This window comes from Micromonospora sp. DH13 (assembly GCF_020873825.1).
GTDB lineage: Bacteria > Actinomycetota > Actinomycetes > Mycobacteriales > Micromonosporaceae > Micromonospora > Micromonospora haikouensis.
In genome coordinates this window covers 1-14,345 of sequence record NZ_JAHWGR010000057.1, presented here as the reverse complement: position 1 = coordinate 14,345, position 14,345 = coordinate 1, and the positions used below count along the sequence as shown (strand labels likewise).

Sequence of the window (14,345 nt, the reverse complement as noted above, 5' to 3'; positions counted from 1 at the left end):
GTGAAAGCGTTCGTTTGCATTACAGTGAGGCATGCCCTCCTCGCTCCAGGTGCCGGCCCCGGGCCTCGACGCCGCCTTCGCCGCTCTCGGCGATCCGGTGCGTCGTGCCCTGGTGGCCCGTCTCGCCCGCGGTGACGCCACCGTCGGGGAGCTCGCCGCGCCGTTCGACCTCACCCCACAGGCGATCTCCCACCACGTCGGTGTGCTGCGTCGGTGCGGCCTGGTCGACCAGCGCCGCGAGGGGACCAGGCGGCCGTGCCGGCTGCGGGTCGACCGGCTTTCCCAGCTCGGCACGTGGATCGACGACCAGCGCCGGGCCTGGCACGACCGGCTCGACGCCCTCGAACAGCACCTCGCCGACGGGGAGGCGTCGTGACCCGCGCGGAGCTCCACGGCGACGAACTGATCGCCCGCCGGCACCTTCCGGCGGCACCCGCCCGGGTCTGGGCGGCGTTCACGTCGCCGACGAGCATCGCGGCCTTCTGGGGTGGTTCGCACGCCGTCGTCCCGCCGGAATCCGTGACCGTCGACCTGAGACCGGGCGGTGAGTTCGCGCTCGACACCCGCGCGCCCGGCGGCGCCGTCCGCCGGCTCCGGTTCGTGTACGTGAGCGTCGTCGCCCCGCGCGAGCTCGTGTTCGACGAGCCCGTGACCGGGCTCCGCACGACCGTGACCATGCGCGCCGCGGGCGACGGCACCGATCTCACGGTCCACCAGCGTCGGCTTCCCCCGGAGCTGCGGACCACCCAGGCGGCGGACGGGCTCGCGTCGATCCTCGCCGCGCTCGCCGCGCACCTGCGGCACTGACGACCACAGAAGTGGAGAGATGCCATGGAACAGGCCACGCAGCGCCAGCTCGTCGAGGAGTACTTCGCCGGGTTCCGCACGAGTGACCACCCCCGGATCCTCGCCACCCTGACCGAGGACGTCGAATGGGTCATCCACGGTCACCGCACCACCCGGGGCAAGGCCGAGTTCGACGGGGAGATCGAGAACCCGGCCTTCACCGGCAGCCCGGACCTCGACGTCCAGCGGGTCCACGAGGACGGCCCGGTCGTCGTCGCCGCAGGCGAGGGCCGGGGTGTCATGGTCGACCACGGGCCGTTCCGGTTCGCCTTCAACGACCTGTTCACGTTCCGCGCCGGGCTGATCGCCCGGGTCGATTCCTACGTCGTCCCGCTGCCGTGAGCCGGCGAGGGCGAGGGCGACCCACTCGACTACCCTAGCAGCCTAGGATGCCCTAGCGGGTGTGTGCCGCCCCGCTGCCACGAGGTTTCCGCTGCCCGCGCCCCGGGCATGCCTATGGTCAGGGGCAGTGAGGCCCCGGAACGCCGGAGCAGAGGGAGTCGACATGAGCTTCACCGACAAGGCGAAGAACAAGGCCCAGGAGCTGGCCGGCGCTGCCAAGGAGCGCGTCGGCGACATGACCGACAACGAGCGTCTGCGGGCCGAGGGCGCCACCGAGCAGAGCGACGCGCGGGCCCGGCAGGCGGGCGAGCACGTCAAGGACGCCGGACGGGACGTGCGCGACGCGTTCACCAAGTGACCCGACCGCGCGGCGGCCCCGGAGGATTCTTCTCCGGGGCCGCCGTCGTCGGTGCCGTCCCCGCCGCCGGGGGAGGAGCGTGGGCTAGGAAACCCGGGTGAGGCGGATCGCGTCGGCGATGACGAGGCCGGTGCCGGTGGTCCACCGGCTCACGCCGACCCGGTTGGCGTCGCCGGCGGGGAGGGTGAAGGTGCCGAGGGCGCGCCACTGCCCGCCGGTGGCACGCTGGTCGGCGTACACGGTCTTGTTGCCGGTGGTGGTGGCGACGAGGTACGGGGTGGCGTTGTTGTATCCGGCGTTGGCCGGCCACCAGGCGTCGACGCGGTAGGTGCCGGTGGCGGGGACGTTGACCCGGTACCAGGCGACGTCGCTGGAGGCGACGGGGTCGGCGTAGCGGTAGTCGGCGCCGTAGCGCTGGCCTGAGTAGGTGGAGACGCGCCAGTTGGCGCTGGCGGTGAAGCGGCCCGAGGTGGCGTTGTCGACGATCGTGCTCCAGGCGGTGCCGCCGCTCATCCGGGCGGCGACGTCGGCGCGCATGACGTCCAGGTCGATGAACGACGGGTCGATCTTGCCGGTGGTGCTGGTCTCGCGGTGGCCGCGGGCATAGCTCGCGTCGCGGCCGAGGCGGGTGAGCACGGCGGCGGTGGCGCGCAGCGACGCCTCGTACTGGGCGGGGGTCATCTCCTGGCTGACGCCGTTGTAGTCGATCTCCCAGCCGATCATGAGGGTGTTGCCGTCGCCGGCGGGGATGGGTCCGCTGCCGCCGCTGGTGCCGGCGTGGTTGGCGCGGCCGGCGGAGATGAGGTGGAACACGCCGTGGTAGTCGACGAGGGCCTGGCAGAGGGGCCCGGGCAGGTCGGAGCGGCCGTTGATGCAGATGCCCAGGGCGGGGTGGGGGTTGGTGGCGCTGGAGGTGGAGGCGGTGTGGTGCCACAGCACGCCGATGGGGTCGAAGTCGCCGGGGCGCATCCGGTTGCGCCAGTCACCCTCCTCGACGACCTGTACGCCGGCGGCGCGCAGGACGTCGGCGAGCCAGCCGACGGTGGCCATCAGGACTGCTCGGTCAGGTCGGCGAGGCACTCGGCGCGTGCCTCGGCCCGGGCGGGCGCGGGGCGCAGGGCGACGGTGAGCGCGGCGGCGACGAGGGCGGGGAAGCCGAGGAGTCCTCGGCGGCGCAGGCGGGCGACGGGTGACGTGGCCACGGCACTCCTCACGGCGGCGGACGGTGGTCCGCCCGGTCGGTGGGCAGGGATGACGGCACGCTATCCGGTTACACCCGTCGATGTCGATACCCTTCAATCGAACTGTCGGGGTTGAAGGTTTCCCGCAACCCGGGCCCGGCCGGAGGCGTTCGTGTCCAGGTTGGACACGGGCTGTCGGCCGGTCTGTCGCGGTCTTCCGGCCCTGTCCGGGGGCGGCCGGCCGCTGCTGTACTCGGGGCATGGTCGTCAAGCTGCGTGGGTTGGTGCGGCGGTGGCCGGTGGCGTCGTTCTTCGCCCTGGCGTACCTGCTGTCGTGGGGTTGGTGGGTGCCGATCGCGGTCGCCGGGGGCGTGGTGCGGGGCGGCGATCCGTGGCCCACGCACATGCCCGGCCTGCTCGGGCCGCTGCTGGCGGCGGTGACCGTCACCGCGCTGACCGGTGGTCGGGCGGCGGTGGCCGGGTACGTCGGCCGGCTGTGGCGCTGGCGCGGCGGCTGGCGTACGGCGGCGCTGGCGGCCAGCCCGCTGGCGATGCTGGCCGCCGGGCTGGTCGTCGCCGCCCTGGCCGGTCAGCCGCTCCCACCCTGGCGGGACCTGTTCGTGATCAGCGGGTTGCCGTCGGCGGCGCTGCCGATGCTCCTGGGCCTGGTCGTGCTCAACGGCCTGGGGGAGGAGGGCGGGTGGCGTGGCTTCGCCCAGGAGCGGCTCCAGGCCCGCCACGGGCCGGTCCGGGCGGCGCTGCTCACCGCCGTCGGGTGGGCGGTCTGGCACGCTCCGCTGTTCGTCATCCTGGCCACCTTCCGCGGCTTCCGCCCCGCCGTGCTGCCCGGCTTCTTCCTCGGCATGCTCGCCGGCGCGGTGGTGCTGGCGTACGTGTACAACGCTGCGGGCGGCGGCATCGCCGTCGCTGCCTGCTGGCACGTGGCCTACAACCTGTCCTCGGCGTCGGCCGCCGCGTCGGGAACCGTCGCCGCCGTCTCCACCACCGTCGTCATGCTCTGGGCGGTGCTGCTGCTGATCGCGGCCTGGCGCGCCGCCCATCGTGGCGCACCCTCGCCGCTGCTCGCCGGCCGGCGCCACGTCGAAGCCGAAGCACCAACCCTAGCATCCTAGGACGCGCTAGGGGGCGTGGCATGCCACGCCGAACCCGAAAAAGCATGGGCCCCGGCATACGCCGGGGCCCATGGGTCGAACGGGTGTCGATCAGTCGTCGCGGTGCTCGTGCCACCACTGCTGGCCGGCGGCGGGCAGGGTGTCGATCGGGTCGTAGTAGGCGTAGCGCTTGTTGAGCGCCTCCAGGTCGGCCGACTCGATCGAGGTGCGGTAGTTCTTCGTCCAGTAGGAGATGCCGCGCTCGCGGTCGTAGTCGGTGAGCATGTGCACCCACCGCTTGCCGACGAACGGCACGTCGCAGACGATCCGCGGGGTGGCGTAGCCGGGCAGGTAGCCCATGATGTCGTGCTGGAGCTGCTGGGCGTGCCACACGGGGACCCGCCAGTGCTCGGCGTTGGGGATCATGTCGCACATGTAGAAGTAGTAGGGCAGGATGCCCGCCTCGCCCTGGAGTGCGAAACAGAGGTCGAGCAGGTCGGGGGCGGTGGCGTTGACGCCGCGCATGAGCACGCCCTGGTTGCGCACGTCGCGTACGCCGACGTCGAGGGCGGTCTGGGCGGCCTTCGCGACCAGCGGGGTGATCGACTGGGCGTGGTTGACGTGGGTGTGGATGGCCAGGTTGACGCCGCGGCGGGCGGCGGTGCGGGCGACCCGCTCCAGGCCCTCGACGACGTCGGGCTGCAGCCAGTGCTGGGGCAGGCCCATGAGGGCCTTGGTGGCGAGCCGGACGTCGCGGATGGTTTCGATCTCCAGCAGCCGCATCAGGTACGACTCGAGGTTGCGCCACGGCACGTTGGCCACGTCACCGCCGGAGACGACGACGTCGCGTACGCCGGGGTGGGCCTTGAGGTAGGTGATGTGGGCGTCGTACCGGTCGACGGGCTTGAGGGTGAGCTTGAGCTTGTCGACGGCGGGGGTGGAGTTGCCGACGAGGTCCATCCGGGTGCAGTGCCCGCAGTACTGGGGACAGGTGGAGAGCAGTTCGGCGAGGACCTTCGTCGGGTAGCGGTGGGTGAGGCCCTCGGCGACCCACATGTCGTGCTCGTGGAGGGAGTCGCGGCTGGCGTACGGGTGGGAGGGCCAGTCGGTGCGCCGGTCGGAGGCGACGGGAATCATGTAGCGCCGGATGGGGTCGGCGAGGAGCGCGGCGGTGGTCAGGGGCGCGTGCGGCACCATGGTGTTGATCATTTGGGGTGGCACGAGCATGGACATGGTGGCCAGGGCCTGCTGGTCGGCCTCCAGGTCGGCGTAGAAGGACTCGTCGACGGTGTCGCCGAGGACGGCGTGCAGCTGCTTGATGTTCTTGACGCAGTTGACGCGCTGCCACTGGGCGCTTTCCCACTGGTCTCGGGTGACGTGGCGCCAGCCGGGGAAGCGGGTCCAGTCGGGTTCGACCAGGGGGCTGCGGCGGTATTCGTAGGGCTGTCCGGCGGTCGGTGCGGCGACCGGGGCGTGACGGGGCGCAGGGATGGTCTCAGCCGGTTGGGTCTGGGTCACGGCCCCTCCTCGGTGCGTGGTGCGGATGATCGGCGGCCCGTAGGCTACTGGAAAATATCCGGCGAAGAAATTAGTCTGCCGTAAGTTTTCCCGCGATGCGAGTCCCGGGCGGGGCTTCGGGCGGTTGGACAGGGGAGGTCGGCGTGACGTCACCGGTGGGTCTGCACCGCGTTGTCGAACCGGCGGGGGTGCTGCCGCAGGCGGCGTGGCGGTTGGACGCCAGCGCGCCGATCGCGCCGAACGAGGTGCGGATCCGGGTGGAGCGGTTGAACCTGGACGCGGCGAGTTTCCGGCAGTTGTGGCAGAAGCACGGCGGGGACGGGGAGAAGGTCCGCGCCGAGGTGCTGGAGATCGTCGCGACGCGGGGGAAGATGCAGAACCCGGTGACGGGGTCGGGCGGGATGCTGATCGGCACCGTGGAGGAGGCGGGTCGGCGGTCGCCGCTGGGGCTGCGGGTGGGTGATCGGGTGGCGACGTTGGTGTCGCTGACGCTGACCCCGTTGGCGATCACCGACGGGTTGGCGCGCTGGGACGGGCGCAGCGAGCAGGTGCCGTGTGACGGGTACGCGATCCTGTTCGCGCGGTCGATCGCGGCGGTGTTGCCGGCGGATCTGCATCCGGAGTTGTCGCTCGCGGTGTTGGACGTGTGCGGGGCGCCGGCGTTGACGGCGCGGGTGGTGGCCGATCAGGTGGCGCGGCGGGAGCGGGCGGGTGATGCCCGGCCGGTGTCTGTGGCGGTGATCGGTGGGGCGGGCAAGAGCGGGTCGTTGTCGTTGGCTGCGGCGCGGCGGGCGGGTGCGGCTCGTACGGTCGGGGTGGTGCCGGTGGTGGCGGAGCGTGACGCGTTGGTGGCGGCGGGTCTGGCGTCGGAGGTGGTGTTGGCCGATGCGCGGGATCCGGTGGGGTTGTCGACGGCGGTGACGTCGGCGTTGGGGGTGCCGGCGGACGTGACGGTGGTGTGTGTGGATGTGCCGGGTTGTGAGCACGGGGCGGTGTTGGCCACGGCGGACGGCGGGACGGTGATCTTTTTCTCGATGGCGACGAGTTTCGCGGCGGCGGCGTTGGGGGCGGAGGGGTTGGCGGCGGACGTGACGATGCTGGTGGGCAACGGGTACGTGCCGGGGCACGCGGAGTTGGCGTTGGGGTTGTTGCGGTCGGAGCCTGGGGTGCGTGGCCTGTTCGAGGCCCGGTTGGCGGCAGACTGACGTCATGACTAGTCCCTCGATCTTGTACCGCGGTGGAGTGCTGCATTGTCCGGCGGATCCGCGTGCGACGGCGTTGTTGGTGCGTGACGGGCGGATCGTCTGGTTGGGGGTGGACGCGGAGGCGCCGTCGGCGGACCGGGTGGTGGATCTGGCGGGGGCGTTGGTGACGCCGGCGTTCGTGGATGCGCATGTGCATGCGACGGACACGGGGTTGGCGTTGTCGGGGCTGGACCTGTCGGGGGTGCGGTCGGCGGGGCAGTTGTTGGACGCGGTGTCGGTGTTCGCGGCGGGGTTGCCGGGCGACGCGGTGGTGTTGGGGCACGGGTGGGACGAGTCGGGTTGGGACGACGTGGCGTTGCCGGATGCGGCGGCGGTGGGTCGGGCGGCGGGTGGGCGGCGGGTGTATCTGTCGCAGGCGTCGATTCATTCGGCGTTGGTGTCGGAGGCGTTGCTGGCGGCGTGTCCCGAAGTGGTGTCGGCGGCCGGGTTCGACGCGTCGGGGTGGTTGCGGCGGGACGCGCACCATGTGGTGCGGGCGGCGGCGTTCGGGTCGGTGACGCGGGCGCAGCGGGTAGCGGCGCAGCGGCGGGCGTTGGCGCATGCGGCGTCGTTGGGTGTCGCCGCGGTGCACGAGTGCGGTGGTCCGGAGATCTCCGACGAGGAGGACTTCACGGGGTTGCTGGGGATGTCCGGGCGGGGTGTGCCGGAGGTGTACGGGTACTGGGGTGAGCTGTTGGGTGCGGCGCGGGCGCGGGAGTTGGGTGCGGTGGGGGCGGGTGGGGATCTGTTCGCCGATGGTGCGTTGGGGTCGCGGACGGCGCACGTGTCGGCGGCGTACCTGGATGGGGAGCCGGGGGCGTGTGGGCACGGGTACGTGTCGGCGGAGCAGGTGCGTGATCACGTGTTGGATTGTGTGGCGCACGGGGTGCAGGGCGGGTTTCACGCGATCGGTGATGCGGCGATCGGGACGGTGTTGGCGGGGTTCGCGGGGGCGGCGGAGCGGGTGGGGGTGGAGCGGTTGCGGGCGGGGCGGCATCGGGTGGAGCACGCGGAGTTGATGAGCCGGCGGTTGATCGCGGGTTTTGTGGAGTTCGGGATCGTGGCGTCGATGCAGCCGGCGTTCGACCGGTTGTGGGGTGGTGCGGGTCGGATGTATGAGGCGCGGTTGGGGTTGTCGCGGTCGTTGGAGTCGAATCCGATGGGTGCGATGCATTCGGTGGGGGTGGCGTTGGCTTTCGGGTCTGATTCGCCGGTGACGCCGTTGGATCCGTGGGGTTCGGTGCGGGCGGCGGCGGCGCATCACAATCCGGTGCAGCGGATGAGTGTGCGGGCGGCGTTCGCGGCGCATACCCGGGGTGGGTGGCGGGCGGTGCATCTGGACAACGAGGGTGTGTTGGCGTTGGGGGCGCCGGCGACGTTCGCGGTGTGGGACTCCCCGGCGGGGGTGGATCGGGGGTTGCCGGTGTTGCAGGCCGAGGACCCGGAGTTGCGGAGTGCGGGTGATCCGACGCCGTTGCCGGTGTGTCGGGCGACGGTGTTGCGGGGTGACGTGATCTACGAGGAAGGCGTGTCGTGACGGGCAAGCTTGGGTTGGATCCGGCGCTGGTGGGGCGGGCGCGGGAGTTGGCGCGTCGGGCCGGGCAGCCGGTGGTGGATTTGGCGCGTAGCCACACGACGGTGTCGGTGGAGCGGGCGGTGTTGCGGCTTGCGGGGGTGTCCGGTGCTGATCCGGACGGGATTCCGTGGGTGAACCGGCTGGTCGACGCGGTGGTCGCCGATGTGGGGTTGGGGCATGGGGTGGCGGTGCCGGTGTTCGACGCGCTGGCGCGGGAGGGCGTGTCGGATGTGACGTTGTTGGCGCAGAAGGCGGCGGCCGGGTCGGTGCGGTTCGCTGTGCCGTCGGGGCGGGCGGCGACGGCGGCGCGTCGGGCGGCGCGTCGGGCGGTGGCGGCGGGGGTCCGGCGGATCGATCGGCGGCGGGCGGAGCGGGATCGTCTGGTGAGGCGGTTCGGGGATCCGGCGCAGCGGCCGTGGATCTATCTGATCGTGGCGACGGGTGACATCTACGAGGACATTCCGCAGGCGCAGGCGGCGGCGCGGGCGGGTGCGGACGTGATCGCGGTGATCCGGTCGACGGGGCAGTCGCTGTTGGACTATGTGCCGGAGGGGGCGACGCGGGAGGGGTTCGCGGGGACGTACGCGACGCAGGAGAACTTCCGGTTGATGCGGGCGGCGTTGGATTCTTCGTCGCGGGAGTTGGGTCGGTATGTGCGGTTGACGAACTACGCGTCGGGTCTGTGCATGCCGGAGATGGCGACGCTCGCGGGCCTGGAGCGGCTGGACATGATGCTCAACGATTCGATGTACGGGATTCTGTTCCGGGACATCAATCCGATCCGGACGTTCGTGGATCAGCGGTTCTCGCGGCAGGTGCACGCGCGGGCGGGGATCGTCATCAACACGGGTGAGGACAACTACCTGACGACTGCGGATGCGGTGGACGAGGCGCACACGGTGACGGTGTCGCAGTTGTTGAACGAGTTCTTCGCGCACGAGGCGGGGCTGGCGGACTGGCAGTTGGGGTTGGGGCACGCGTTCGAGATCAACCCGGATGTGCCGGAGTCGTTGCGTCTGGAGTTGGCGCACGCGTTGTTGGCGCGGGAGTTGTTTCCGGATGCGCCGTTGAAGTGGATGCCGCCGACGAAGCACATGACGGGGGACGTGTTCCGGGGGAATCTGCTCGACGGGTTCTTCAACCTGGTGGGTGCGATGACGGGGCAGGGGATTCTGCTGGTCGGGATGATGACGGAGGCGGTGGTGACGCCGTGGTTGTCGGATCGGGACATCGCGTTGCAGAACGTGCGGTACGTGCTGGGTGCGGCGGGCGGGTTGCACGAGGATTTCGTGCCGGCGTCGGGTGGGTTCATCCAGCAGCGTGCGCGCCGGGTGTTGGGTGAGGCGGTGGATCTGTTGGAGCGGATCGGGGACCAGTCGTTGTTGACGGCGATCGCGGAGGGCACGTTCGGGATCATGAAGCGGCCGGCGGATCGGGGGAAGGGTCTCGACGGGGTGGCGCGGCATGAGGGTGACTACTACAACCCGGCCACGGAGATCCTGGAGCAGCCGGCATGAGTGAGCGCACGGAGCGGAGCGAGGGCGGCGAGAGCATGCCGGGCCAGCGCGGCGTGAGCGAGAAGACGGTGGTGCGGCCGTACGGGGACACGACGGGTGACGGCATGGTGCAGGTGTCGTTCACGTTGCCGGTGCCGCACGACAAGCGGGCCGAGGGCGCGGCGGTGCAGTTGGCGAACAAGATGGGCCTGGATCCGGCGATGCTGGTGCATGCCCGGCAGATGGGTGACGGGTTCACGTTCTTCGTGGTGTATGGGCGGGTGAACCACCTGGTGGACCTGGCGAAGGTGCAGGTGGTGGAGCGTGACTATCCGCTGTTGTCGGCCAAGGAGGTCAACGCGGTGGTGAAGCGGCGGCTGCGGCGGAAGCTGTCGGTGGTGGGGGCGTGCATCGGCACGGACGCGCACACGGTGGGCATCGACGCGATCCTCAACGTGAAGGGCATCGCCGGGGAGAAGGGTCTGGAGTACTACCGGGAGTTGAAGGTGACGAACCTGGGTGCGCAGGTGAGTGTGCCGGAGCTGGTGGAGGCGGCGCGGCGGGAACGCGCTGACGCGGTGCTGGTGTCGCAGGTGGTGACGCAGCGGGATGCGCACCTGCACAACACGCGGGAGATGTCGGCGGCGTTCCGGGAGGCGATGCCGGCCGGGAGACGGCCGTTGTTGATCGTCGGTGGGCCGCGGTTCGACGAGTCGATGACCGGCGAGTTGGGCGTGGATCGGATCTTCGGCCGGGGCACGACTCCGGGTGAGGTGGCCAGTTATCTCGTTCATGCTCTGATCACGTCGAGGAAGGCGAGTGTCGCATGAGTGATCCCCGGGTCGGTCTGACCGTCGTGCACCGCCGGTATGTGCCGTATTCGCATGCGCATTATGCGGGGAACCTGGTCGACGGGGCGTACGCGTTGGGGTTGTTCGGTGATGTGGCGACGGAGGTGTGTATCCGTACGGACGGGGACGAGGGGTTGTTCGCGTCGTATGCGGAGGTGCAGTTCCGGGCGCCGTTGCGGGCGGGTGACGTGGTGGAGGCGGTGGCGACGGTGACGCGGGTGGGCACGCGGAGCCGCACGATCGACTTCGAGGCGCGGGTGGTGTGTCGGGGCCGCCCGGATCGGGGTGAGTCGGCGGCGGAGGTGTTGGCGGAGCCGATCGTGGCGGTGACGGCGACGGGCACGGTGGTCGTGCCGCCGGTGGCGTGAGCACTGCGGTCTGCGTCGACGTCGGTTCGACGTACACGAAGGCGGTGGTGGTCGACCTGGATGCTGGTCGGCTGGTGGGTGCGGGGGCGTCGCCGACGACGGTGGGTTCGGACGTGTTGCGGGGGTTGGACGCGGCGGTGGGTGCGGCGACGGCGGCGGCCGGTGTGGGTGACGTGCCGTGGTACGTGTGTTCGTCGGCCGGTGGCGGGTTGCGCCTGGCGGTGGTGGGCTACGAGGCGTTGGTGACGGCGCAGGCGGGTCGGCGGGTGGGCCTGTCGGCGGGGGCTGACGTGGTGCATGTGGCCGCGGGCCGGTTGGGTGCGGCGCAGGTGTCGGCGTTGCGGGCGGCGCGTCCGGACGTGGTGTTGCTGGTGGGTGGCACCGACGGTGGTGACGCGGCGGTGTTGACGCACAACGCGACGCGGTTGGCGCGGGCGCGGTGGCGGGTGCCGGTGGTGTTGGCGGGCAACGTCGACGTGCGCGAGGAGTTGCGGGCGGTGTTGGCGGGGGCGGGGGTGCCGGTGACGGTGGCCGACAATGTGCTGCCGCGTATCGGGGTGTTGGAGCCGGGGTCGGCGCGGGCGGCGATCCGGGAGGTGTTCCTGCGGCATGTGATCGGTGGGAAGCGCCTGTCGCGGGGGCCCCGGTTCGGGCGGTTGGTGCGGGCGGCGACGCCGGATGCGGTGTTGACGGGGGTGGAGGTCCTCGCGGACGCCGTCGGTGGTGATCTGGTGGTGGTGGACGTGGGTGGTGCGACGACGGATGTGTATTCGGTGTTGACGCCGGACGAGCGGGCGGCGGGGCCGGGGCGGGAGGTCGCCGGGTCGTTGTGGCGGGCCCGCACGGTGGAGGGGGATCTGGGGGTGCGGTGGAGCGCGCTGGGGGTGGTGCGGGCGGCGGTGCAGGAGCGGCTGGTCGACGCGGTGGAGGAGGGGGCGTTGGCGGTGGCGGCGGGGGTGCGGGCGGCGGATCCGGGGTTCGTGGCGGGGGATGAGGCGGGGTGGGTGGTGGACGCGCGGATCGCGGCGTTGGCGGCGACGGTGGCGGTGCGTCGGCATGCGCGGGGCGGGGCGACGGGGGAGCGTGGGGGGCGGGATCTGCGGGACGTGCGGTTGCTGGTCGGGTCGGGGGGTGTGTTGCGTCACGTGCCGGCGGAAGCGGGTGCGGGGGTGTTGGGGGCGGTGTTGTCGGATCACGCGGGTGGGTGGGCGGTGCCGCGGGCGGCGCGGGCGGTGGTGGACGTCGAGTACGTGCTGGCGGCGGCGGGGTTGTTGGCGGCGGATCATCCGGTGGCGGCGGGGGCGTTGGTGCGTCGGTATCTCGCCGTGGATTGAGACTCGCCGACGCGACACGCCGTGGCGGGTGGGGCGACTGGCCGGGGCGGGTTGACAGGGGCCGGGGGGTGGCACGTACCGTCTTTGAGTCCTACTACGGGAAGCGGCTGTTGTTCGCTTCGTCCCTTCGTCCGCTGGCCGAGTGACCTTCGGGTTACGGCGGCCAGGTCCAGCGGGCGGGGGTCGGCGGGGCGGCGCGAACCGGCCGCGGTTACCGGTGTACGGGCAGGGTGAGGTGCGCGGCCAGTAGACAACGGCCAGGCGGGGGCAGCCAGTTTCCCGTCGGGTCGGTCCGAAGGTCGTGGTGCCTGATCCTCGCCCCACCGGCCGGGAAGGGCCTGGGAGCATCGGGGTGCGGCGTATGCCGCGCCCCGATTTCCGTTTCGCAGGTGGCGTCTGTCGCCGGCTTGTCGGGGTGGGGCGGGTAGCCTTCGGCGGTGTGATCGCAGGTGAGATGCCGGTGACGGCTGTCGCGCAGGACCCGTCGTATGCGCCAGTGGTGCGCCCGGGGGCGGGGCCGCTGTCGTTGCGGGTGGCCGTGCCGGTGGCGGTGGCCGCCGGGCTGGTGCTGTTGGTGGCGTTCCCCCCGTACGACTGGTGGGTGGGTGCCCCGGTGGGGGTGGCGTTGCTGGCGGCGGCGACGCACCGGCGTCGGGTGCGGGCCGGTGCGGGGTTGGGTTTCCTGGCGGGGTTGGCGTTGTTCGCGCCGCTGCTGGAGTGGACGAACCTGCACACGGGGATGCTGCCGTGGGTGTTGTTGTCGTTGTCGCAGGCGGCGGTGGTGGCGCTGCTGGGTGCCGCGTCGGCGTGGGTGTCGCCGGTGGTGGACCGGTGGCGGTGGGCGTGGCCGGCGGTGACCGGGGTGTTGTGGGTGGCGCAGGAGGCGCTGCGGTCGCGGGCCCCGTTCGGGGGGTTCCCGTGGGGCCGGTTGGCGTTCAGCCAGGGTGATGCGCCGACGCTGCGGTTGGCGGCGTGGGGTGGGGCGCCGCTGGTGACGTTCGCGGTGGCCGCGGCGGGCGGTCTGCTGGTGGCGGCGCTGTGGCGGGCTGGGGGTGCGCGGGTGCGGTGGGCGGCGGTGGGGCCGGCGGTCGCGGCGGTGGCGGTGCTGTCGGTGGGGTGGCTGGTGCCGGTGGGTGTGGCCGGTGGTGGGGCCACGGTGGAGGTGGCGGTGGTGCAGGGCAACGTGCCGCGGCTGGGGTTGGACTTCAACGCCCAGCGGCAGGCGGTGCTGAACAATCATGTGCAGGCGACGTTGGACCTGGCGGCGCAGGTGGCGGCCGGGCAGCGCCGGCAGCCGGACCTGGTGGTGTGGCCGGAGAACGCCAGCGACATCGACCCGTTGCGCAGCGCGGCGGCCGGTGAGCGTATCGGCGTCGCGGCGGCGGCGGTGCGGGCGCCGATCCTGGTGGGTGCGGTGCTGGTGGGGCCGGGGCCGGGGCAGAGCCAGAACGCGGGGATCCTGTGGCGGCCGGGGGCCGGGCCTGATCTGGAGCAGATGTACACGAAGCGGCATCCGGTGCCGTTCGCCGAGTACGTGCCGTTGCGGGACGTGGCGCGGATGATCAGCAAGGAGGTCGACCGGGTCCGCAGCGACATGGTGGCCGGTGACCGGCCGGGGGTCGTGGACGCGGGTGCGGTGACGGTGGGTGACGTGATCTGTTTCGAGGTGGCCTACGACGGGCTGGTGCGGGACACGGTCACCGGCGGGGCGCAGGTGCTGGTGGTGCAGACGAACAACGCGACGTTCGACGTGGCGGAGGCGCGCCAGCAGTTGGCGATGGTGCGGTTGCGGGCGGTGGAGCACGGCCGTGCGTCGTTGATGGCGTCGACGGTGGGGGTGTCCGGGTTCGTCGGCGCCGACGGGCGGGTATCCGACGCCACCGGGTTCAACACCCGGGCCGTGGTGTCGCGGCAGTTGCGCCTCGGGGACGGGCGCACCCTGGCCACCCGGGTCGGGGTGTGGCCGGAGGCGGCGTTGGTCGCGGTGGCGGTGGCCGTGATGGCCGGTGCGGCGGTGCTGCGCCGGCGGCGTTCGAGCGCCGGACGGTCCCGGGTGACGGCGGGGTGACGGACGCGCGCCGGCCTGTCGCTAAAACACAGATCAAGAGGCCGCCGAAGT

General features: G+C 71.9%; 15 protein-coding genes. 12 read left to right on the top strand and 3 right to left on the bottom strand.

The genetic code is table 11. The features are described 5' to 3' along the window. Positions 1 to 31: 31 nt before the first annotated feature. The 4 genes from LPA42_RS31975 (at position 32) to LPA42_RS31960 (ending at position 1,546) form a co-directional block, all read left to right on the top strand. Positions 32 to 376: a helix-turn-helix transcriptional regulator gene (locus LPA42_RS31975; RefSeq protein ID WP_077940361.1), complete on the top strand. Its 345-nt coding sequence runs from the start codon at positions 32 to 34 to the stop codon at positions 374 to 376. After that, positions 373 to 807, top strand: a complete 435-nt coding sequence (locus LPA42_RS31970; protein ID WP_077940360.1) for an SRPBCC domain-containing protein — start codon at positions 373 to 375, stop codon at positions 805 to 807. The genes LPA42_RS31975 and LPA42_RS31970 overlap by 4 nt, the downstream gene beginning before the upstream one ends. 24 nt (positions 808 to 831) lie before the next feature. Beyond that, positions 832 to 1,188: a nuclear transport factor 2 family protein gene (locus tag LPA42_RS31965; RefSeq protein WP_077940359.1), complete on the top strand. Its 357-nt coding sequence runs from the start codon at positions 832 to 834 to the stop codon at positions 1,186 to 1,188. A 163-nt stretch (positions 1,189 to 1,351) separates the two neighbouring features. Continuing rightward, positions 1,352 to 1,546 carry a CsbD family protein gene (locus tag LPA42_RS31960; RefSeq protein ID WP_043969178.1) on the top strand — a complete coding sequence of 65 codons (195 nt, stop codon included), beginning with the start codon at positions 1,352 to 1,354 and terminating at the stop codon, positions 1,544 to 1,546. 84 nt (positions 1,547 to 1,630) lie between these two features. Here LPA42_RS31960 and LPA42_RS31955 read toward each other — a convergent pair whose 3' ends face one another. After that, positions 1,631 to 2,596, bottom strand: coding sequence for an N-acetylmuramoyl-L-alanine amidase (locus LPA42_RS31955; protein ID WP_077940358.1), 966 nt, complete (start codon positions 2,594 to 2,596; stop codon positions 1,631 to 1,633). Next, a complete protein-coding gene (locus LPA42_RS31950) occupies positions 2,596 to 2,748 on the bottom strand; it encodes a hypothetical protein (protein WP_198956787.1) in 153 nt (50 codons plus the stop codon). The genes LPA42_RS31955 and LPA42_RS31950 overlap by 1 nt, the downstream gene beginning before the upstream one ends. 239 nt (positions 2,749 to 2,987) lie before the next feature. Between LPA42_RS31950 and LPA42_RS31945 the strand changes: the two genes are divergently transcribed. Further along, on the top strand, positions 2,988 to 3,860 hold the full coding sequence (locus tag LPA42_RS31945; protein WP_144082827.1) for a CPBP family intramembrane glutamic endopeptidase: 873 nt from the start codon (positions 2,988 to 2,990) through the stop codon (positions 3,858 to 3,860). A 90-nt stretch (positions 3,861 to 3,950) separates the two neighbouring features. Here LPA42_RS31945 and LPA42_RS31940 read toward each other — a convergent pair whose 3' ends face one another. After that, positions 3,951 to 5,357: a KamA family radical SAM protein gene (locus LPA42_RS31940; protein WP_077940356.1), complete on the bottom strand. Its 1,407-nt coding sequence runs from the start codon at positions 5,355 to 5,357 to the stop codon at positions 3,951 to 3,953. 155 nt (positions 5,358 to 5,512) lie between these two features. Here LPA42_RS31940 and LPA42_RS31935 point away from each other — a divergent pair, with 155 nt between their 5' ends. The 7 genes from LPA42_RS31935 to lnt all read left to right on the top strand — a co-directional run bounded on the left by LPA42_RS31935 (position 5,513) and on the right by lnt (position 14,294). Further along, positions 5,513 to 6,562: a zinc-binding alcohol dehydrogenase gene (locus LPA42_RS31935; protein ID WP_228987093.1), complete on the top strand. Its 1,050-nt coding sequence runs from the start codon at positions 5,513 to 5,515 to the stop codon at positions 6,560 to 6,562. A 4-nt stretch (positions 6,563 to 6,566) separates the two neighbouring features. Next, the gene (locus tag LPA42_RS31930; RefSeq protein ID WP_228987086.1) at positions 6,567 to 8,138 is read left to right on the top strand and encodes an amidohydrolase; all 1,572 of its coding nucleotides are present in this window, start codon (positions 6,567 to 6,569) and stop codon (positions 8,136 to 8,138) included. After that, positions 8,135 to 9,694, top strand: a complete 1,560-nt coding sequence (locus tag LPA42_RS31925; protein WP_091284476.1) for a lysine 5,6-aminomutase subunit alpha — start codon at positions 8,135 to 8,137, stop codon at positions 9,692 to 9,694. Before LPA42_RS31930 ends, LPA42_RS31925 begins: the two co-directional genes overlap by 4 nt. 35 nt (positions 9,695 to 9,729) lie before the next feature. Continuing rightward, positions 9,730 to 10,503 carry an OAM dimerization domain-containing protein gene (locus tag LPA42_RS31920; protein ID WP_096761755.1) on the top strand — a complete coding sequence of 258 codons (774 nt, stop codon included), beginning with the start codon at positions 9,730 to 9,732 and terminating at the stop codon, positions 10,501 to 10,503. Continuing rightward, entirely contained in the window at positions 10,500 to 10,892 is a 393-nt protein-coding gene (locus LPA42_RS31915; protein WP_077940353.1) for a hotdog domain-containing protein, read from the top strand. The genes LPA42_RS31920 and LPA42_RS31915 overlap by 4 nt, the downstream gene beginning before the upstream one ends. After that, positions 10,889 to 12,226, top strand: coding sequence for a glutamate mutase L (locus LPA42_RS31910; protein WP_228987085.1), 1,338 nt, complete (start codon positions 10,889 to 10,891; stop codon positions 12,224 to 12,226). Before LPA42_RS31915 ends, LPA42_RS31910 begins: the two co-directional genes overlap by 4 nt. Positions 12,227 to 12,680: 454 nt before the next feature. Continuing rightward, positions 12,681 to 14,294, top strand: a complete 1,614-nt coding sequence (lnt, locus tag LPA42_RS31905; RefSeq protein ID WP_228987092.1) for an apolipoprotein N-acyltransferase — start codon at positions 12,681 to 12,683, stop codon at positions 14,292 to 14,294. Positions 14,295 to 14,345: the final 51 nt, after the last annotated feature.

Coding starts and splice junctions, on each gene's coding strand:
- LPA42_RS31915 (WP_077940353.1), top strand. CDS start 10,500: ATGAGTGATCCCCGGGTCGGTCTGACCGTCGTGCACCGCCGGTATGTG.
- LPA42_RS31955 (WP_077940358.1), bottom strand. CDS start 2,596: ATGGCCACCGTCGGCTGGCTCGCCGACGTCCTGCGCGCCGCCGGCGTA.
- LPA42_RS31945 (WP_144082827.1), top strand. CDS start 2,988: ATGGTCGTCAAGCTGCGTGGGTTGGTGCGGCGGTGGCCGGTGGCGTCG.
- LPA42_RS31930 (WP_228987086.1), top strand. CDS start 6,567: ATGACTAGTCCCTCGATCTTGTACCGCGGTGGAGTGCTGCATTGTCCG.
- lnt (WP_228987092.1), top strand. CDS start 12,681: ATGCCGGTGACGGCTGTCGCGCAGGACCCGTCGTATGCGCCAGTGGTG.
- LPA42_RS31920 (WP_096761755.1), top strand. CDS start 9,730: ATGCCGGGCCAGCGCGGCGTGAGCGAGAAGACGGTGGTGCGGCCGTAC.
- LPA42_RS31975 (WP_077940361.1), top strand. CDS start 32: ATGCCCTCCTCGCTCCAGGTGCCGGCCCCGGGCCTCGACGCCGCCTTC.
- LPA42_RS31965 (WP_077940359.1), top strand. CDS start 832: ATGGAACAGGCCACGCAGCGCCAGCTCGTCGAGGAGTACTTCGCCGGG.
- LPA42_RS31960 (WP_043969178.1), top strand. CDS start 1,352: ATGAGCTTCACCGACAAGGCGAAGAACAAGGCCCAGGAGCTGGCCGGC.